The following is a 22,031-nucleotide window of genomic DNA, read 5'->3' as shown; positions in this document are numbered from 1 at the left end:
GTCTTTATTTGGTAGTTGGTTTAGTATCGTATGCTTCGCCGTTAATGGTCGTGTTTTTAAATACAACTGGTTCTGAGTTTTCAACTTTCATTGGTGTTTTTGCACCTTTAATATGCACGTTAGTAAGCGTTACATTTTCAATAATAGCTTCTTCACGTCCATGAATTAAAACCCCATATTTACCACTATTTTCAACAGTCATGTTTTCTAAATGCACATTTTTAATGGTTGGAATATGCTCGCCTTCTTGATTCGCATAAATACCGTAATGCAAGTTTATTTTTAGTGCAGCTTCCTTTACTTGTCCTACTTGAACATCGCGTACATATAGGTTTTCAACAAAACCACCGCGTAATGTGTTTGTTTTAATACGAATGGCACGGTCTAAATTCGGACTGTCCATTTTACAGTGTCTTACGAAAACATTTCTTACCCCTGCTGAAATCTCAGAGCCTAAAACTACACCACCGTGACCATCTTTCATATCACAATTTTCAACCACTATATTTTCACTTGGAATATTAACACGTCTTCCGTCATTATTTCTTCCTGCTTTTATAGCAATACAGTCGTCTCCCGTATCAAAAGTACAGTTTGTAATATGTACATTTTTGCTGTATTCAGGATCGCAACCATCGTTATTAGGGCCGTGACTAGAAACCGTTACTCCGTCAATTCTAACAAATTCACAGCGTAGCGGATGGATAACCCAAAACGGCGCATTGGTAATGGTAACACCTTCTAGCAATACATTTGTACAATCCATTGGCTCGAAAAATGTGGGACGCAATTGGTACCCATCACCAAAAGTACGCTCGGCTATTGGGGTTTGCTCCTCGTTCATTTTACGTAATCGTGGTAAGTTGATAGAATCGTGTTGTTTAACATCGCCTTCAACATAACCGTATACATCTTTACCACACCATGGCCACCAATTATCGTTACTTCCTTGTCCGTTTAAAACCCCTTTTCCTGTAACAGCAATATTATCTTGTTTGTAAGCACGAATAAGAGGGGCGTAGTTCATTAATTCCACACCTTCATAAGACGTGTGAACAATAGGTAAATAATCTTTATGATTTGTAGAAAATAACACATTAGCACCTGCTTCTAAATGCAGATTCACATGACTTTTTAATTCAATAGGACCTGTTAGAAAATCGCCAGCAGGAATAATTACTTTTCCACCGCCAGCTTCATTACAAGCATTTATAGCTTTAGCGATAGCTTCTGTGTTTAGCGTTTTTCCGTCTGAAACGGCGCCATAATCAACAATGTTGAAGTTTTTATCTGGAAATTCAAGAACTTTTATGGATTTGATGATGTTATCAGCTTCAATAAAAGCATCTGCTTTAACTTTTTCTTTTTTCTCCACCTTACAGGATTGCATGCTGAAGCTGAAAAATGCTAGGCATAGTATTGAATAAAGTACTTTTTTTGTGTATGTTTTCATTTTGAAATAGTTTAATGTAATCGATTGTATAAAAATAATGAAGTTGTATATATCTACATAATTTTATTGGATAATATTACGTTAATTATTTTAATTCTTTTAAATGGATGATTGTTTAAATATTTGGATTCCAATTGTCTAATCCTTTCAAAACAATTTTTTTACTGAATTTTTCAGCTTGCTTTTTGTTTAGTTTTTTGGCCCATTTTACGCGATTATTTGAAGCGCCAGGCCCAAACGAATTATATTCGGCATAATAGGTTCTTTTTTCAGCCTTAGGTTTGTTCCAATTGTGCCAGCCTTCGGGCTTTATTTGTTTGTCCATAAAACAGTCTATCCAAACTGTTTGTGCATAATCGCGCCAGGGTCTGCCCAAATAAAAACTGTTTTCTAAAGCGCTTCCCGTAATTTTACAATCTTTAAATATAAAACCGTAATCAGCCGATTCCTCTGTTGATGCCGCGGTAATGTAGCCTTTATTTTTACAGAAGATTTCACAGTTTTCAAAAAAAGCAGTAGACCATCCGAAAATAAAATCGACCGTACCTTCTATATAGCAATCCTTGTAATATTGCCTGCTGTTTTTTCCGTGGAGGTAAAGGGTATCTTGGTTACCTAAAAATTTACAGTCTTCAAAAATAACTTTGTCGCCATCTATTCTCACAGCTACAGCCTGACCAACGGGGCCAGCGCTATTTTCAAACGTGATGTTTTTGGCTTTGAAATAATCCCCAAAAATAAAAAAGGATGAAGAGCCTGTGGTGCCTAGTTCTTCGCCAAAAGCATTGTGTTTTTGTGAAAAATCATCATAAGTTATAAGGGTTTCATTTTTATTTTCACCTACAAAAGTAACATGTATTTTGGAAGCCGGAAGGATCAGTTTTTCCTTGTAAATCCCGTTTTTAATATAAATTTTAGTTTCCTTTTTTCTGAAATCGGGAACGGCATTTATAGCTGCTTGTACGGTTGTAAAGTCGCCAAAACCAGATTGATCAATCACGAAATCATAGGCTTCGCCATTAATTAGGCTTTTTTTTTTGAGCGCTTCGAAGTGATTAAACTATGGCTATACACTTCAATGTTTGTATAGCTTTTATCTAAGGTGTTTAAATTACCGTCGTTTTCGTTGGGATTGAGTTTGTGTTGTTTTTCCCAAGTGTCTGGCATACCATCTTCATCGCTATCTATTTGACCTTTTTCAGATTTTATCAGCGGCCAACCGCCCACATTTTCTTGCGAGTCGATAATGCCTTTTTTGTAATTCGCACTGCCTTCCTTGGTGTTGTGAACCACGCGTGCATCTGCCGAATCTCTAAACAAACTAGCACCTGCATATTTTAAGACTTTATTATAGGCGTCTTCAGCGCTGTCTGTTTTTATATTGGTGTTGATAGAAATTTCACTTTCTAATTTTGTTGCTAACGGATTTTCACATTGTACACCACCATTCCAATTGTTTTTTGAAATTTCCTTGTAACCAAAAACATAATTTCCATCGACATAAAATTGCCCATAGGGTTCGGATGGATCGACAATACGATCTAGTTTTGATGAGGTGGTAGCTGGCCCCGATTTAAAGTAATTGTTAACCAAATTGTAGGTTCCTTTTTCGCCGCCATAAATGTTGTTTTCACCCCAATTGTAAATCACGTTATTTCTGAAATCTACAAATTCATTTTCAGAATTTTCAGTAGTTGAAGACCCGCTAAATCTTGGGTTTCTACTGTTGTTACTCACTAATAAATTATGATGAAAAGAGGCTTTAACGCCACCCCAAATACCACCATAACCATGAGCACCTTTTTTGTGAACCGATCGGTTTAGTGCTTCGGAAATAATACACCATTGTAAAGTGAAATTTTTATTGTTGTAGAATGAACCATTTTCATCTGTTGCCCAACTGATAGAACAGTGGTCTATAATCACGTTATTTGTGTTTCTACAACCAAGGGCGTCGCCTTCAATATTATGAATGTCGCCCATTCTAAATCTTAAATAACGCACAATAACATTGTCTGCTTTTATGGTAAACGGATAGCCTTTTAAGGTAATGCCTTCGCCAGGAGCTGTTTGTCCAAGAATACTTAAATCGCCTCTGTTTACATCGAGTTTTGAGGCTAATTCGATGGTTCCTGAAACTGCAAAAACAATGGTTCTAGGGCCTTTTTTTAAAATCCCTTTTCTTAAACTGCCTTCGCCGTCATCATTTAAATTAGTAACAGTGTAAATTAATCCGCCTTTTCCTCCCGTAGCGAATTGACCAAAACCTTCGGCGGTTGGAAAAGCCAATTGTTGGGCATTCATAATAAAAGAAAGTATTAAGAATGGGATTAGAAAACTCGTTTTTTTGAACATAAAATTAATTTTAATTTAATTCTACTCGTGCGCTTTTACACAAGTATAAAGATATTATAAAAATAAAAGAGGTATACATGACTGCATACCTCTTTATTTTTAGTACAAATCGGTAATCTATTTTATTTTAACCAACGTGGGTCTCCTACTAAATTATCGATTAAATTTTGATTTGAAACTTTGAAATCGCCTGTTGCTGCATCGGCAAATCCAGGATCTTCTTTTGTTCCAGTGCTGTCAAATACCCTTTGCGTAGTATCATAGAATCCTGCAGCATTAAAGTAATTATTATTACCAAAAGTTGGATTTGGATCGGTTTTACTTTGATCTGAATAGCCTTCAGAAACTGTATTTGTAATTAAATTATTTTTTGATGTGAAGGTATTTGAGTTGAATCTTACATACATTAGTCTTTTACTAGAATCGTTAGAACAACCATAAAGCGTGTTGCTTTCAAAAATTACATTACAATTTAGACCAGTACCTGTTGTACCTTTTTCGTCAATTCTAATGAAATCACGACCAGGTGCACAGTTGTTAAAAGTTGAATTTGTAACCGTTACGTTATATATATTTGAATTTCTGAAATCGATAAAATCTCCTCCGTTTGTCCAAACATCGGTAACAATACAGTTGTTAACCGTTACTGTTTGTATAAGCGCATTGGAAACATCACCAGCGATAAACGATTTGTTGTAATCACGGATGATACAGCCTTCAATTGTTAAAGAATTATAGTTTCCTGCAGCATTGTATCTTACCACATCATTGTTGCTATCTATTCCAGAACCATCACCTGTTAAATCTAAATCGATTAGACTAACATCTGCAGCACCATCAATTAAAGAGAATGCTAATTTTAATTGTGGTTTAAAATCGGTTCTTAACCCTTGAATAGTGATTGATTTATCTAATTCAACTAAACCTGTTTGTGCAGAGTAATCACCTTTTTCAAAAAGTAAAATATCTCCAGGCGCTGCATCGGCAATTTTTTGAAAAATATCATCATCAACAGTCACTAAAGTGTTGTCTCCAATATCGATACCTGTCGTGATTGTAGCCGATCCTCTTATTTTTGTGTTATTATATAAAATGGCATTATATGTAGTTTCAGGAAGTAATCCTGTAACCGTAGCAACACCTGCAGTTTTTTCAGCCGCAGTAATGACATGCGTTATACTTCCAGGCTCAAGTACCAATTGCGTTACTTCTGCATTTGGCTCCCATCTAAATGTCGCTTCTAGTGCTTTTATATCTCCTGGTTCTTCAGGTAGCATGATTTGCTCAGTTAGGGTTGTAGCTTCTGTTAATGCCCATGTAGAATCGTCTAAACCTCGTGAACTTAACGCTTTTACTCTAATTGAATAAATGATTTCTCCTTCTAGTCTTACTTGCACAGGCAGTTGGTCTGGAGTTACATTTAAAGTTTCGACAATAGAATTAAAATCAGGATCGTTTGCACTAAACTCTACCGTATAGTTTTTAATTTGATCGCTTTTCGTCCAGTTTAATTCAACTGTTGTTTGATTTCTAACTCGTGTTTCTAAACCTACCGGAGCAAATTCTCTAGTGGTGTCAAGCTCTTCTATCAGCTCTTCATTGTATCCACAACTAGTAACCAATACGGTTAGTATTAATGTGCATACTGTTTTAAATATATATTTAGTTTTCATAATCATATGTCGTATTATTTAATTTTGTAAATGATTAATAACCGTAATCGTTAGTTAGTGTATTATTACTTCCTTCAATAAACACTTGCCAAATTGGCCAGAATTGTCTTGTATCAGGATCTAATTTGTAAAGTGAGTTAATTCTAACATCATCTACAGAGTTCCAAGGTACTGCTGAATAATCGGTGCCTGGATCTTGGTTCTCATTTCTATTAAAACCGTAAAGTTCTAAAGTTTCGTTATCTGCCGCATACTTATAGTAAACGGTTGTTGGTACATCGGCATATTCGCCTGTACGATCTTTTAAAGCAGCTAATTTTACTTTAGCTTCTGCTAAATTAGCACCTAATAAGTTCCAACGGATTAAGGCTTGTTTACGTTCCATTTCTCCTGTAAACTCAAATTTGTGCTCGTCTATAATAGCATTAAGCATGGCTTCTTTACTACCTAAAGCATTTACATAAGCATCTACCTTAGTGGAGTGGTAAGCTGGATCGAAAGCTCTGCGACGAATTTCTTTTAAGTACGGTGCAGCAGCTGCAGGTCCTTGTAATTCGTTAGCCGCTTCGGCCGCAATAAGAAGCACTTCAGCGTACCTCATATATATTTTGTTAATACCATCATCGTTTGTTGATGTCACATAACGTGGCATCCACTCGTAACGGTATTTGCCAAAGTACCACGTTTTAGAATCTACTAATTCTTGTTGTGAAAAACCATCTACAGCAGTTCCCCATTGGTAAGGTACACAAGTAACATCTCTACGTGTATCGGCTTCATCATAATCGTAAAATAGAGTAGGTAATGGCCCTACGCTACCACCACGTCCTTGACCAGTGTGTTGGTCAACACTACGGTGTCTTACGCCATAAGTATAAACCACACGACCACGACCATCGGCAAAAGGAATTTCCCAAAGTGATTCTTTACCAGCGGTAACATCTTCTTCCATTAAGTTTCTCCATAAGCCTTCAAAAGTAGGTGTTAATCGAACGGTTCCACTTGCAATGATGGCTTTACATTCGTTTAAAGCAAGGGTATACATTTTTGAAACAGAAAGTTCTGGATCGTTACTCCTTCTTACTCCATCAGGATATTGTTGGTACCCACTAGCTACCATCGCTAAACGTGCTCTAAGTCCTTTTACAAAAGCTTTGTTAACACGTTCTACACTTGTAGTAGCGTTAGTTTCGTTAGGCCATGCCACTAAATTAGATGCCTCACCTAAATCGGCAATAATTTGTTTGTAAATAACATCACGACTTGATTTCGGTATGTAAATAGTTTCAGCTGAAATAGGCTCAAAACGTGCAATAACATCTCCCCAAGCTTTCGTTAAATCAGCATAGTATAAGGCACGTAATGTTAAGGCCTCACCTAAATATTGTCCCATTTCTGTACCTGGTTCAGGGTTTCCGTAAGCACGGATGCCTCGAATACAAATATTAGCACGCTCGATACCAGAATAAATCATGGCCCATGCATTGTTACTTGTGTTCATTTGGGCATTGTTGAATTTTGCATCGTAGATAGCAAGTTCTCCCGTTGAATTTCCAGCACTTTCCGAGTTGTATGTGTATTCGGTATCGGTGTTAGAACCGTACATTGGAATGAAACGCCCTCTGTAAGAGTTGGTTTGTCCCATAGGCTCTAGAATTCCATCAATAGCACCTTTAGTTAGTCCTGGTTTAGAAAAAATAAGCGACTCGTCTAAAGTAGATTTCGCTGGTGCATCCATGAAATCGTCACTACAAGAACTTACTAATCCGGCTATTATTAATCCAGTTATAATTATGATTTTATTTTTCATCTTCAAAAAAATATTTTATTAAAAGTTAAGGTTTAAACCAAAAACTAGTTGTCTACTTTTTGGGTATGGAGAATAATCTACCCCAGGAGTTAGTGGTGTTTTTCTTCTTGTGTTAACTTCTGGATCTAAACCAGAGTAGTTAGTAAGAACAAACACATTGTTTGCAGATAAGTAAAATCTTAGTTTACCAATGCCAACGTCTGAAAGGTATCTTTCAGGAACCGTATACCCTAAAGATATGGTGTTCAATCTTAAGAACGATCCATCTTCTACAGCCCAGTCGCTAAATACATAACGCGACATGTATGGCGACCACATAGTTGTATTTTCATTCATGGCAGCTAACTGCGTTGGATCGGTTACTAATTGTCCGCTAGCAGGGTCTAAATTCGTCCATCTTACACCATCGCCCATTTCTGTACTTAGGTTTCTGTATTGGCCATTTTCATTAGATGTTGTAAACTCAATTTTATTAGCGTTGTAAACATCGTTACCTACACTCCAGTTAAATGCTGCAGAAAAATCGAATCCGTACGCATTGGCATTAATTGTTAAACCACCTGTAAAATCTGGGTTAACATTACCAATAACTGTTTGGTCATCGGCAGTAATATCACCATCACCATCAACATCTTTTAATTTCATAGTTCCTGGCATTACGTTACCTACCCAAGTATTGTCTGTAACCCCCGATTTAAGCGTATAGGTATTTGTAGTGGCATCAAAGTTAAAATCATCAACCTCATAACGTCCATCACTCTGGAAACCATACATTAAACCTAAAGGTTCTCCCACTCTAACAACGTAATCATTTCCAATTTGAGAAGACGCCCAGTTGGTGTTTACACCATAATCGTCCATTACACCTAAAGAGTTAATTCTGTTTTCGTTTCTTGCCATGTTTAAGCTAAAGCTTAAGCCATAGTTTTCGTTATTAATAGCAGCAAGGTTTAAAGTGGCTTCATAACCACTGTTTTGAACTTCTCCCATATTTCTGTACTGAGAGGTATATCCTGTACCAGGTGTTGGGAAATTAATTAATAAATCGGTAGTTACATTTTTATAAGCTTCTAAAGACCCACTTAAAGTTCCTCTAAAAATATCGAAATCAAGACCCACGTTTTGCGTTACTGTAGTTTCCCATTTTAAATCTGGGTTAGCTAAAGTATTTGAAGCAGCCCAATAGTTAGGAACACCATTAATATAAGTTGTAGTACGTGATAAGAAGTTTTGAACCGTTTGTCCAACAGGAATATTGTTGTTTCCTGCTTCACCGTAACTAATTCTTAGTTTAAGTGTGTTTAACCAATCGGCATTTTCTAAGAATGATTCTTCAGAAATTTTCCAAGCAAAAGCAGCAGAAGGGAAGTAGCCCCAACGATTATCGCCTAAGAATTTACTCGATGAATCGGCACGAAATGTTGCTGTTAATAAGTAACGGTTTTTGAAATCGTAATTAGCACGACCAAAGAATGATAATAATTTATCATCAGGACTATAATAGTTATCAGTAACAATAGGCGTACCTTGTGTTGTTAACTGTCTTGCCGTTGTAAAATCAAAAAAGTCAGGGAATCCTTGTACTTCATTGAGTAATTCGTTGTTACGAGTAAAAATCCACTCATGACCAACCAAGAATTTTAAGCTATGGTTTTCATTTAAAAGCTTTTGAAAATCATAATTTAAAGTATTCGCATTTCTAAAACGAGTACGTTTTTCATCAGTAAATTTAAGCGCAGGAAGCCCTTGATTTTCTGCTGAAGGGTTATTGTTTGCGTAGTATGTTGAACTTCCGTAGAATCTAAAGTCTTGATCGTAGTAGTTATCTAAACCTAAATCTGTTTTAAATTGTAAGTCTTCAACGATTTTCCAAGAAAAACTACCTAATAAGTTAAAGTTCTTTTTAAGTCTTAAACGTTGGTTATCATCAACAGCAACAAAAGGATCTACAAGATAGCCAGCAACAGCTTCATTAGTATCATCAGTAGTTAATCCAGGTAAGTAAATTGGAGAGTAACCTACCGAGTGTCTAAGACGCGCATCGGCAGAAGACACCTCGTTTTGTTCGTTGGCACCACCACCATTTACTTGCGTATCCGAATAACGCATGGTTAAGGATAAATCCACTTTATCGCTAGCTTTACTTTTTAAAGCAAATGATAAGTTGTTTCTTTTAAAGTCCGATCCAACCATAATCGCTTTTTCATCGTATAAAGCATAGTTAAAGTTGAAGTTAATTTTCTCTGAACCACCACGAACGGATAAGTTACGGCTTTCAACCTCACCCATTTGTCCGTAAATTTGGCGCTGCCAATCGTTCCCTTTTACATTATCATACAGGTCGCGATCTTGCCATAAGCCAAAATATTTTTCGTAAGACTCTACATTGTCTCTAAGGAGCGCATATTCATATTGCCATTTAACAAAATCGGCAGGATCTTGTACATCTATTACATTAGCAATTTTTTTGGCACCATAGAAAGCATTAAAGTTCACAGATATTTTACCTTCTTTACCACTTTTAGTCGTAATGATAACAACACCATTTGCACCCCTAGAACCGTAGATTGCTGTTGAAGATGCATCTTTTAATACCGTTACATTTTCAATATCTGTTGGCGATACATCACTCATATTGTTTACTGGAAACCCGTCTACAATAATTAATGGAGAAGCGTCTTGTGTTAAAGACCCACCACCACGAATTCTAATTTGGACTTCAGAATCTGGCGAACCTTCAGCAGAAGTAACTTGTACCCCAGCCATACGTCCTGTTAAGGCTTCAGCAACACTTGAAATAGATTGTTTCTCTAGAATATCACCAGAAACCGCTACAACAGATCCTGTTAAATCTGATTTACGTGTAGAACCGTAACCTACTACAATAACCTCGTCTAAAGATTCTAAACTTGGTTTTAGTGTTACGTTTATAACACTTTTTCCTTTTAGTGGAGCTTCATGTGTTAGGTAACCTACGTATGAAAATAGTAAGGTTGCATTTGCATCAATGTTCGTTAAGGTATAACCACCATCAAAATCTGTGGTTGTTCCTATTGTTGTTCCTTTTACAAGTATGGTAACTCCTGGTAATGGGCCACCTATGTCTCCGTCTGTTACCATACCTGTAACGGTAACTTGGTTTTGTGCTTCAACGCTTGTCGCGCTAAGAATTAGCAATCCTATAAACAACCCCAGATGAGCCTTTTTATAGGGACTAAATTTCATTCTTTCTTTAAGAGAGAAAAAAAGTTGATTTAATAAAAAAAAGTTAGTCATAAAGTAATAAAGTTTAGTTACAAATTAAGTTTTATTTAAATAGGTTTTTCTTTGAATTACGTCATTGTAATTAATTATTCCCTGCAATCGATTACACAAATATATAGGAATTAATTCAAAAACCAAATTAAAAGTTAAGATTCCCTCAATTTTATGTTAATATTTAGTTGCTGGTCGATAAACCGAAACCCTACTCAATTTGTAATTGTATAATTTTTAGGCTATAAAATTGTATTTTATTCTAAAAATACATCATAAATATATAATAAATATATTCCTAGCAAAGAAGCTTTGTGTTAAATTACGGGGGCGTTCTACAGTTTGCTAATGATTTTAACATTTCAATGCCTTTCTGTTTTTTACTGAAAATATCGTATTTAAAAGCAAAAGACCCGATATAATATGTAATATATCGGGTCTTTTAGTGTAATCGGTTGTAATTTATGAATTACCTTTTAATGAGTATTTTATCGGTTACTCCACTATTAGTATATATTTTTATTAAATAGGTACCTGTTTTTAGCTGACTCATATTTACTTCTTTAATATTGGTATTCGCTGTTTTAAGAACAAGTGCCCCTTGAATACTGTATATTTCTACTTTTTCTACTTTTGAAACCGAATTTATATAGACGATATCACTTACAGGGTTAGGGTATACCTTTAATTGAGTGGTTTCTTTGTCTTCTATATTTAAGGTGTCGTATTCAACACTCATGTAATACAAGTTCATAGAGTCTCCTTTCGTAATTTCTTGCGCACCAGCAGTTAATTCGATTTCAAGGACACCGTTCACAGCATTGTAAGTTGTGCCATTTATCTTTACTCTTCTTGTCTCACCTTCATTAAATACAAGGGTTAAGGTAGCGACTGCGGATGTATTAAACGTAATACTTGTAGCGCTTTCCATTTTTAAACACTGTGTTAAGGTGAGTTCATTATAGGTTACGGTTCCTTTTGAAGTTGAAAGGTTTCCTGTAATAGTATAGAAAGTACTAGCAACACCAGAGGTTGTAAAGTTATGTATTTCATCACTCGATGCAGGCGGTGGAGGTGCTATATTAGAAGGTGTAGCAGATACAGCATCAGATTCTACAGCGCTATCGGCTACGATCCAGTAGAAATATTCTGTTTCGTTTGTTACCGTATTGTCTGTATAGGTTAAGGTGTTCGCATCTGTAATAGTCGAGAGTTTGGTTCTTCCGGCAGGATCAGAATCGGTATCTCTATATACCTCGTACGACGTTGCATTAAAATTAGTTACGGTCCAATTTAATTCTACTAAACCATCGCCAGGGTATGCTGTTAGTGCAACTTCAGGAGTAGGAGGGGCTTCGCCTTGCGTACAAACTAAAGTTGTGGTATAACTGGTTAAAGCTGCTTTAAGTGCTGGATTTACGTCGTATGAAGTGTCATCAACAGCATTATCGAAAGTCCATTTAAAATCACCACCCTTTACGCGTCCTGCATATTGCATAACTTTATCACGCGCTTCTGTTGGCGAGTCTGGCGTGTAGCTATACATGATTGCGTTATCCGTATCGAAATTATCATAAGTGTTGGCGCCGTAGGCAGAGGTTACACTGCTAGGTACTTGGTCGTTTCTATTGGAAACCACATAGGCGTCAAAATCTGCTGTAGGCGACGGGAAGTTGGTATCACCGTAGGCTACGAAACGACGAGGTGTTTCAATATAATTATTAAAGGCTTTAATGGTACCACCGTCTTCTTTAGAAAATGTTGGCATATCCGAATAATCGTTCGCTGCTTTACTTTCGTCATAAACATCCGATCCCTGCATAGAAGTTAGCATAGGGTATTTACAATTACGGAAGTAGTTCCCTTCTGAAAACACAGAGGAGCCTTCGGTCGCTCCTATACCATATTTAGAGTTTCCATCATAATAATTGTTATACACGTGAGCCGAATAGAAGCGTACGCGCGGATGACGTGAATCGGAATGGTCGTACCAGTTGTGGTGGTAGGTAATGTATAAATCGTCATTTGGGTCTTCACTTAACCCCAAAAGGTTACATTTTCCAGAATCCCAAAAGTGGTTGTATGAGAATGTCACATAAGTTGATTTTTTACAATCTAAAGCACCATCGCCTTTTGCTTGGTCTGAATCACCTCCTGCACCGCCATAAAAGAAATCAACATTGTGTACCCAAATATAGTCGTTATCTTGTTGTAAGCCAATGTTGTCGCCTTCACCGCTATCAACATTCATACTACCAATATTTCTAATTTCAATATTCGATGCATTTTTAATACGAATTCCCCAACCATCGGCTGTGGCATCATCGCCTACACCTTCTAAAGTAATATAGCTTGCTGCGTTATTTTTGTTTTCAATAACAATATCGCCATTTAGCATATAATCAAAATCGGTAATTTGTCCGATAAGTCTAATAATTAAAGGACGCGTATCGTTTCCTTTTTTAAACCCTTCAAGAATGGTTTGTAATCCTACACATGGGTTGGATGTTGCTCCAGTAACATTAAGACTTACAGTGTTTTTAGAGTTTTCGGTGATGTATAAAATAACCGCATTGTCTTTTGGTGTGCCATCCGCTTTGTAAGCCCCAGGAACTCTACCGTTACTAAATGCAAAACCCGTACGGTCTTGTTCTAAAACGGTAATGTTTGAAGTTGTTGTTTTCGGACCCTCGGTTCCAGAAACCACAGCAGCCACACTAATAGTGTAAGTGCCTGCTTTTAACCCTAAAATGTCTGCGCGATTATAGCCGTTATAACACCTAATGAGTTGGTTGTCAATTTTTTTGTTGGTAACGCCTTCGCCAGAATAGTAAACATTGTAGCTGTCTGCTCCGTTTACGGGAGTCCATTTAACAAAAGCGGATTCTAACCAGCCTTCAGATTCTGAAATGGTTACATCTTGCGCAGTCGCCACAAAGGATAGTAGCAAAATGGTTGCGAGAAAAAGTACTTTTTTTAACATAGTTTAAGTGTATTTAGGTTGTTTAGTTGATTCAATTACAGGGGTATAATAAATGTAATCGATTGCTCAAATGTATCTTTTTTTTTAATAAAAAATTTATTTTTTTTAAATATTCGTTGAAATACAGTAAGATGGTGAAAAGTAATACTTTTCTTTAAATCTATTAAATGTCAGGTTTATACCCGTAAACACTGAAAAGTGTTTAATTAACACATATTTTTTTTGCGGATTAAATAATTTCATTTACATTCGTGCAATCGATTACTTTTGTTTTGTATGAATATTACTGCTTTAATCCTGTTGTTTTTTTATTGATAACTGAGATGTTAAAGCTTTAAAATTTCAAACTTAATCATGTAGAAGTATCGATACCAACTAAACCTATAATGAAGCTTTTTCTATGTGTAACAGATGCGAATTTCACTAAAATCAATTCGGAAAGCATTTGTGAATAGAGAAAACGCCCTTTATAACTAAACTAAATAATAACTTAAATTAATTTCAACAATGAAGAAACTTTCCTTTTATCTCATGATTCCCTTGCTTTTTTTTACCTTTTTGGTGCAAGGGCAAACAACAGTAACTTATAATTTCTCAGATCAAAGTACCTTTACTAATACAGGAGTTCAGGGTGAAATCGTGACTTCAAATACAAGTCCAGATGGTAAATTAAGAACCCAGGCAGCAACCACACAATACCACAGTGCCGGTTACGGTGTTGTATTTAAGAACACAAATGTTTTAGAATTAGATGTTGATGCTGGTAGTACTACAGTAACTTTTTATGGCTCTGTTTATAGTTCAGGAATCATGAACGGAGGAACTTCATCTGGAGGAACCGATTTAGGAAGTGCCGATGTAAAAGTAACTGTAGATAAAACTGGAACTTACGAGTTTACTTATGTAGGTGGTGCCACGACTTTATACTTTACACTTGCTGGATCAAATGCGTACACACCTAAAATGGATGTTACTACCACCGTAGTTAACGTGGTAAAAACAGATGTTTGGGATTTTGGAGCCGAACAATTGGACCCCTTTTTATACAATAACATTTTAGATGAAGCAACAATTAATGCCTGGTATCCAGGTGTAGCTGCTGGGACATCTAATGAAAATACACCTCAAACTTTTACTGAAGGTATTTTGTCATGGGTAGGCGGTACCAACGACCGTTTGAGAACATCGAACACGAACTTGACTAGATATGATGAAAATGTTAGCGCATCAGGCTATACTGGTAGACTGTACCAAAATGGAGGTACTTCCTCGCGCTATATGAGTTTGAATTTAGATGAAGATGATGAGGTCACTTTAATGATGATTACACAGTCAGGCACTGGTCAGATACATTTTGAAAATGTTTCTGGAGCAGATACTCAAGATGATGTTGTAGCGGTAGGAGCTACAATTCAAGAGGTTAATTTTGTGGCTAAAGAAGCAGGAGAATTCCGTGTCTATGATATTAGCGATAAACCAAGTTTTTACAGAATATATAGAAAACCAGCTGAATATGTTACCGTTACAGGAACTGTAGATGAAACTTCAGCTGCAAATATTCCAAGTGGTTATTCTGTAGATTTTACAAACGAAGCTGGTAAAGTATTTTCAGCAGTTGTTTCTGGTTCTGCTTATAGTGTAAATTTACCTATAGAGTATACATACAACCTTAGTTTAGGAGGCGCAAATGGGTATGTTATTTCCAACGGACTAACTTTAAATGCCAATGCATCAACCACAACACATGATGTTACTGTGGTAAAAGTAGATTTATTCGAGGTTACTGGTGCTATTTCAGGATTGTCAAATCTTAGTAATTTAACTCTAACTTTTACGCCAGACCCTTCTGCAAACACAGTTTACACTCCTGTAGTGGCTTTAAATACAAGCGCTTCAACTTATAGTGTGAGTCTTGAAGCCGGTATAGAATATACCATAACAGCAACTGGTGAAGATGATTACGAAATTTCATCAGATAAAATAACGATTACAGGCGCTCAAACCTACGATATTGCATTTACTGCAAAACCTTTACATGCTGTAACTATTAATACACCAGATTTAGATGCTACACAACGAGGTTTATTAAACCTTACGTTTACTAATTTAAATGATGAAAATTACAGCTATAATTTTAGCGATGTTACATCCGTATCTCTACGCGATGCTGTTTATAAAGTGAGTTATAGTGGATTAGATGACTATGCTTTGGAATTAGCTTTAACGCCTAATTTAACAGTTTCTGGTGCAGCCACTTCCATTCACTTGGTGTTTAATCAAGTAACGAATTGGAGTTTTGATGATAAAGATATTATAAACACCGACACCCACTATAAGGGCTTGGTTTTATCTGGAGTTAAAAACGAGAAAGCTAAAGGGCATTTGGTAGCTAATGCAGGAAATACTGTTGAGGTTCCTATGCAGCCTGGCGATAAAATGATTGTGACTTACTATTATGCAGCCAATTTTGATATTGCAGGTGGAACACCTATAGTAAGCTCTAGTGGGAGCACCAATACTTTTGAAACGGTTCAATATTTATATCCAGGAAATGTAGCGGGTACAGTTATATTGAATGCTTTAGGAACCACTTACTTTACAAATATTGAAGTGAAACAAGCTGTTGCTTTTTCTGATGTGATTACCGTGGGATCTGGAAAAGATTACTTAACTATTAATGAAGCTTTAGCTGCGATAGCAGAAATGGACAGACCAAATGATGAGCGTGTTACAGTGATGATTGATCCTGGTAACTATGAAGAAATGCTTGAAATTACCAGTAAAAATGTGACCTTAAAAAATGCAGCATCGGTACCAAGCATTGCTATTTTAAATAAAGGTGTTGATATTGATGCCAACGCGGTTAGAATTACCTCGTATTATGGACAAAAATATAATTTCTTTAGTCAAGGTGAAGATAATAAATGGAGTGCTGAAGCCTTACATGTTAATAAAGCAAACGGCTATACAAATTATGAAAATAAAGAAGGTTCTGGAGGCGGTGCTTCCTATTGGAATGCTACGGTTGTGGTGAAAGCCGATGGTTTTACGGCTGAAGATATTATTTTAGAAAACTCATTCAATCAATACATTTCTTATAAAGAATCGCAAGATGTTGTGCAGGCAAAAAATACTTCTTCAGAACCTGTAAGACCAACCGATTACGGAAATACAGAGGTTCAAGATCGTTCTAAAGGCTATGTTACTCAAGCAGCTGCCATTGGGATTGCTAACAATACCGATAAGGTTGTGTTAAATAACTGTCGTGTTATTGGGCGCCAAGATTCTTTTTACGGTGGCGTAGGATCAAGAGTTGTGGTTTACAAAGGTGCTATGATGGGGGCAGTCGATTATATTTTTGGAGGCATGACTGCAGTTTTCTATCAAACAGATTTTGTATTTAATACCAGTGATACTTCTAGTGATGCGGCCTATATTACCGCAGCACAACAAGATTCTGGCAGAGGTTACTTAATGTACGAATGCCATGTAAAATCTACGGTTCCAGGTGTTGAAACAGCATCAACGCATGGTGCTAAACCAGGCTATTTTGGGCGTCCTTGGAGAGCTAATACTAGTGAGGTGGTATTCTACAAAACAAATATCGATGCATCAACCTATCCAGGGGCCGAAGGACAATCGTTAATTAGTCCAGCTGGATGGACAAACTCTTTAAGTGGTGAATCCGATTTAATGTATGAATACGATACTATGGAAGCAGCTTCAGTCGATAATTCAGCAAATCGTGCCAGTTGGGCAACCGTTTTAACATCGGCAGAATTAAAAGACGGTACAGCAATTACACCGCTAAACTTTACCAAAGGTAGTGATGGTTGGGATCCTATAGCGCAATTGGTACTTAGTGTTACCGAGCAAATACCTTCAGCAAATACCGTTCAAATAAAAGGATACCGAGGAAGCATTCATGTGTCTAACGTAAAATCTAAAACAAATGTTCAGGTTTATAGCTTAACAGGTGCTTTAGTAAAATCGATAGCTGTTGATGGTGATTCAAGTTTTCAGATAAACAGCGGACTTTACATCATAAAAGTAAAAGATGCCGATGGTGTAAAAGTGGTAAAAATTTCGGCACATTAATTAGTTGTTAATTTTTGTTTGTAGTTAGTAAGCGGGTGTATTATGTATTTAATACACTCGCTTTTTTATTTAACAGCAAATTCGAAATATTGAAAGAGCAATATTCATGCGGTGTTTTAACGAATAAGCTGATTTTTATGTGTTAAAGTATAAATTTTATTTTTTAAATCGAATAATATTACTTAGTTTAGGCAATCGATTACAATAATGTAATCGATTAAACTATAACTAAAACTATATAATCATGAAAAAACAATTACTTTTAATTATTCTACCAATTTTACTTTTTTCTGTATCCGTACAGGCGCAAACTAAGGTTTGGAATTTTTCCGACGAGTCAGTTTGGCCTATTTCAGATGGGATTGCAACAGCTCAAATTGTAGATAAATTAACATTAGAGCCACATCCAACAAGTACTAAATTATTTGGACAAGTAGATGGGAGTTCTCAGTCATTTTCTGATGGTTTTTCATCTACCAATCGTTTTAAGGTGAATGGAGGATCTGGTGCGACAGGCGCACTTCCTACCGCGAGATTTTTTAAATTCATTGTAAAAGGAGATGTGTCTATTAAAGTTTGGTTAAAATCCGGTGGGGGAAGTGAGCGTACATTTTATGTTTCAGATGGAATTAATGTGTTAGCTGAAGCTACTAAATTCTATGATGATACTGCAGGAGGAGTGGCAGAGGATGGAGATCCTTTTATACTTACGGCTAGTTATACTGGAGCAGATAGTGATATTTATCTTTATGATAGTAATAATTTCTCTGTATATAAAATAGAGGTTTCAGGCCCAGGTGCATCAGATTTAGTACTTAGTACTAACAATGCAGTATCTCAAGTTTCAACTAACGTTAAAGCTATTGGAAACCAAATTCATGTTTCTAATGTAAAGCTTGCTACTGCAATTAATATTTACAGCATTACAGGTGCTTTAGTAAAAACGGTTGAAGTGTCTAACGATACAAGTTTCTCCCTTAAATCTGGTCTTTATATCGCAACGGTTAAAACGGCAGAAGGACAGAAATCAGTGAAATTAGTGTTAAGATAATATTACAATTACTTACTTTATTTGAACTAGAAAAAAGGGTATCCAAATTTGGATATCCTTTTTGATTTTTTCATGAGTTGATATTGTAATTTATTTATATTTAGTAAGTTATGTTTTAAAAGTTAAAATAGTATAATATGAGTTATTTTAAGTTTGCTTCTAGTGTTGTGCTTATTATTAGCCTTTCGGTTTTAGGGCATGCGCAAGTACTTAATAAATCTTGGGGAAGCATTACGCATCAAGAAGAAGGGCCGTGGTTTGCTACGGAAGAGGCTAAAGCTATTGCCGAAAACGTATTGCTATATCAACGCGATATAGGCGGTTGGCCAAAAAATATTCAAATGCAAAACCCTTTGAATACCACTGAAAAAGCAGCTTTAATAAAACAAAAAAACAGTACTAAAGAGGTTACCACAGATAATGGCGCCACCATTCAAGAAATGCTCTATTTGTCTAAAATGTACAGGCAAATTCCAGACCCACGCTATAAAGAAGCTTTTCTCAAGGGCGTGCAATATCTTTTAGAAGCCCAATACAACAACGGCGGATGGCCACAGTTTTATCCGCTAAAAAAAGGCTATTACACCCACATTACTTATAATGATGATTCTATGGTGAATATTTTAAGGCTTTTGCAAGCTTTAAAAGATAACACAGAAACGCTTTCAATAAAACCATCGCCAGCCCAATTACAAAAAATCGATGTCGCTTTTAATAAGGGTATCGACTGCATTTTAAAAACACAATACAAACAAAATGGTGTGCTAACGGCTTGGTGTGCCCAACATGACGAAAAAACATTAAAACCCGCAAAAGCACGTTCATACGAGTTACCTTCTTTAAGCGGCAAGGAGTCTGCAAACATTGTTTTACTTTTAATGTCTATTGATAAACCTTCAGAAGCTATTAAAAATGCTATAAATCATGCAGTAACTTGGTTTGATGCTACAAAGATTTTAGGTTTAAAACGTGAATTTATCCGCGATGAAAACGGGAAGTTTATTGATAAACAAATCGTTAAAGATGAAAATGGGGTGCCACTTTGGGCGCGTTTTATGGAGTTAGAAGATAATACACCATTTTTTTGTGATAGAGATGGTATTAAAAAGGCAACCATTGATGAAATTGGAGATGAAAGACGCCGTGGTTACGCTTGGTACACCGACATCCCAAATAAAGTATTAGAAAAATACCCTGAATGGCTAGCGATAAATAAGGTTTCAACTGAAAATAAATCACCAAAAAACGCCTATAATATGGTTGTTTCTAAAGATGGTACTGGCGATTTTACCAACATCCAAGATGCCATTTATGCCGCCAAAGCAATTCCTGCCCAACGCGTTATTATTCATGTTAAAAACGGTGTGTATAATGAAAAAGTTCATGTGTTTTCATGGAATACAAAAATCACTTTACTAGGTGAAAGTCAAGAAAAGACTATAATTACGTTTGATGATTTTTTCAATAAAATTAATTTAGGACGTAACAGTACGTTTCACACAGCCACTGTTTTAGTTGAAGGCGACGATTTTATAGCCAAAAACCTAACTATTGAAAATGCTTCAGGCGATGTGGGTCAAGCCGTAGCTTTATCGGTAAACGCAAACCGATGCTTTTTTGAAAACTGTAAACTTCTAGGATTTCAAGATACTTTGTACACCGCTGGCGAAGGTTTTAAACAGTATTTTAAAAACTGTTATATCGAAGGTGGTACCGATTTTATTTTTGGTGAAGCCACAGTGTTGTTCGAAAGTTGCACCATTCACAGCAAGACAAACTCGTATATTACCGCGGCATCTACGCCAGAAAATCAGGAATTTGGTTATGTTTTTAAAAACTGTAAAATCACTGCAAATAACGAGGTTAACGCTGTTTATTTAGGACGACCCTGGCGCATTTATGCTAAAACGGTATTTGTAAACTGCGATTTGGGCAAACAAATAAAACCAGAAGGATGGCACAATTGGTCTAAACCCGAAGCCGAAAAAACAAGTTTTTATGCCGAATATCATAATTCAGGAGCGGGGTTTCAGCCTGAGCATCGGGTTAAATGGTCGCATCAATTATCAAAACACGAAGCAAAAAAATACAGCTTCAAAAATATTCTAGGAAATAATTTTAGCAAAAATCATTAACAATGAATTATCAAAAACTATCAAAAATCACTCTTATTTTCCTGCTGATGATTTCAGCATCTAGTTTCGCACAGCATACTATTTATTTAATTGGCGATTCTACTATGGCGAACAAAAAAAATCCAGAAGTGAATCCAGAACACGGTTGGGGACAAGTATTACCGCAGTTTTTTAATGATAAAGTTGTTGTAGATAATCGTGCAGTAAACGGTCGCAGTTCTAAAAGTTTTAAATCCGAAGGCCGTTGGGACGACGTTTTAAAAACATTAAAAAAAGGCGATTATGTTTTTATTCAATTCGGGCATAACGATCAGAAATTTAAAAAACCAGAACGGTATACCAATCCGCATACAGGATACCGAAATAATTTAATCAACTATGTTTTAGAGGCTCGTGAAAAAGGGGCGATTCCAATTTTGTTTTCATCTATTGTTAGACGAAATTTTAATGAGTTCGGCACCTTTATCGATACGCATGAGAGCTACCCTTTAGAAGTACGCTTGGTTGCTTTAGAATATCAAGTACCATTTATAGACCTGCAATTTAAAACAGAACAATTAGAGGAATCCTACGGTGTAGAAAAATCTAAAACTTTGCATCTTCATTTTGAAGCTGGCGAAAATGCTTATTATAAAGAAGCCAAACATGACGACACGCATTTGTCTAAATTAGGAGCAACCGAAGTGGCAAAATTAGCAGTAGCCGAGTTAAAGGATAAAGTGGATGGTTTTTCTAAATTTATTAAATAATGCCCTGGTATTAGTGTTAGCTACTTCAAGTAATGAGCTGATAGTTGTTTTAAAAACTCCTGTTGGTTTTAACGTTTTTTAACAAAATATAATTATATATATGACATTTGTCATATAATATCTTCTGTGTTTTTTACAAATTTGCGTCGTTATAGTAAAGCAGTGGTTCGTTTTACATATAAAATGTTTGGTTAATTTAAAGCTGTTCGGTCACTTCATAGGTTGAACAGTTTTTTTTTGGTGTGAAGTCTAGAAAAAGACCTTTCAGGTTTTTAAAAAATAAGTGTTTGAAACCCGAAATTTTAATTAAAATAGATTAATTAGATTTAGTTTGTTCTAGAAAACATTAATAAAACTTGTTCCTCCCTTCTTCGTTTTGAAGGGAGGAAAATTTCGATTTCATCGAAATTAGGAGGGTTAAAAACTATAAAAAAACATAAGAGCTATCAACTTCCGAATAATAGTTTTT

The 22,031-nt window shown here is 36.0% G+C and carries 11 protein-coding genes; 4 read left to right on the top strand and 7 right to left on the bottom strand.

Annotated elements, in window-relative coordinates:
• Positions 1-4: 4 nt before the first annotated feature.
• The 7 genes from H6X70_RS01815 to H6X70_RS01785 form a co-directional block, all read right to left on the bottom strand.
• A complete protein-coding gene (locus tag H6X70_RS01815) occupies positions 5-1,453 on the bottom strand; it encodes a glycoside hydrolase family 28 protein (RefSeq protein WP_194765974.1) in 1,449 nt (482 codons plus the stop codon).
• Between the two features lie 115 nt (positions 1,454-1,568).
• Positions 1,569-2,453 carry a pectinesterase family protein gene (locus H6X70_RS01810; protein ID WP_317171437.1) on the bottom strand — a complete coding sequence of 295 codons (885 nt, stop codon included), beginning with the start codon at positions 2,451-2,453 and terminating at the stop codon, positions 1,569-1,571.
• Positions 2,454-2,476: 23 nt separating this feature from the next.
• On the bottom strand, positions 2,477-3,757 hold the full coding sequence (locus tag H6X70_RS01805; RefSeq protein ID WP_228530232.1) for a polysaccharide lyase family 1 protein: 1,281 nt from the start codon (positions 3,755-3,757) through the stop codon (positions 2,477-2,479).
• A 173-nt stretch (positions 3,758-3,930) separates the two neighbouring features.
• Entirely contained in the window at positions 3,931-5,481 is a 1,551-nt protein-coding gene (locus tag H6X70_RS01800) for a DUF5123 domain-containing protein (protein WP_194765972.1), read from the bottom strand.
• Between the two features lie 34 nt (positions 5,482-5,515).
• The gene (locus H6X70_RS01795) at positions 5,516-7,291 is read right to left on the bottom strand and encodes a RagB/SusD family nutrient uptake outer membrane protein (protein ID WP_194765971.1); all 1,776 of its coding nucleotides are present in this window, start codon (positions 7,289-7,291) and stop codon (positions 5,516-5,518) included.
• Positions 7,292-7,309: 18 nt separating this feature from the next.
• Entirely contained in the window at positions 7,310-10,516 is a 3,207-nt protein-coding gene (locus H6X70_RS01790; RefSeq protein WP_194765970.1) for a SusC/RagA family TonB-linked outer membrane protein, read from the bottom strand.
• A gap of 499 nt (positions 10,517-11,015) precedes the next feature.
• The gene (locus H6X70_RS01785; protein WP_194765969.1) at positions 11,016-13,529 is read right to left on the bottom strand and encodes a T9SS type A sorting domain-containing protein; all 2,514 of its coding nucleotides are present in this window, start codon (positions 13,527-13,529) and stop codon (positions 11,016-11,018) included.
• A gap of 507 nt (positions 13,530-14,036) precedes the next feature.
• On the opposite strand from H6X70_RS01785, the gene H6X70_RS01780 reads away from it, so the two are divergent.
• The 4 genes from H6X70_RS01780 (at position 14,037) to H6X70_RS01765 (ending at position 21,562) form a co-directional block, all read left to right on the top strand.
• The gene (locus H6X70_RS01780; RefSeq protein WP_194765968.1) at positions 14,037-17,627 is read left to right on the top strand and encodes a pectinesterase family protein; all 3,591 of its coding nucleotides are present in this window, start codon (positions 14,037-14,039) and stop codon (positions 17,625-17,627) included.
• A 244-nt stretch (positions 17,628-17,871) separates the two neighbouring features.
• Complete coding sequence (locus H6X70_RS01775) at positions 17,872-18,678, top strand: T9SS type A sorting domain-containing protein (protein WP_194765967.1); 807 nt, start codon at positions 17,872-17,874, stop codon at positions 18,676-18,678.
• 137 nt (positions 18,679-18,815) lie between these two features.
• Positions 18,816-20,813 (top strand): pectate lyase, encoded by a 1,998-nt coding sequence (pelA, locus tag H6X70_RS01770; protein WP_194765966.1) that lies wholly within the window; start codon positions 18,816-18,818, stop codon positions 20,811-20,813.
• Between the two features lie 2 nt (positions 20,814-20,815).
• Positions 20,816-21,562 (top strand): rhamnogalacturonan acetylesterase, encoded by a 747-nt coding sequence (locus tag H6X70_RS01765; protein WP_194765965.1) that lies wholly within the window; start codon positions 20,816-20,818, stop codon positions 21,560-21,562.
• Positions 21,563-22,031: the final 469 nt, after the last annotated feature.

It is taken from the genome of Tamlana sp. I1 (assembly GCF_015355625.1).
In the GTDB taxonomy this organism is placed as follows: Bacteria; Bacteroidota; Bacteroidia; order Flavobacteriales; family Flavobacteriaceae; genus Pseudotamlana.
The sequence above is the reverse complement of the archived record's forward strand: the minus strand, read 5'-3'. Positions and strand labels throughout refer to the sequence as shown.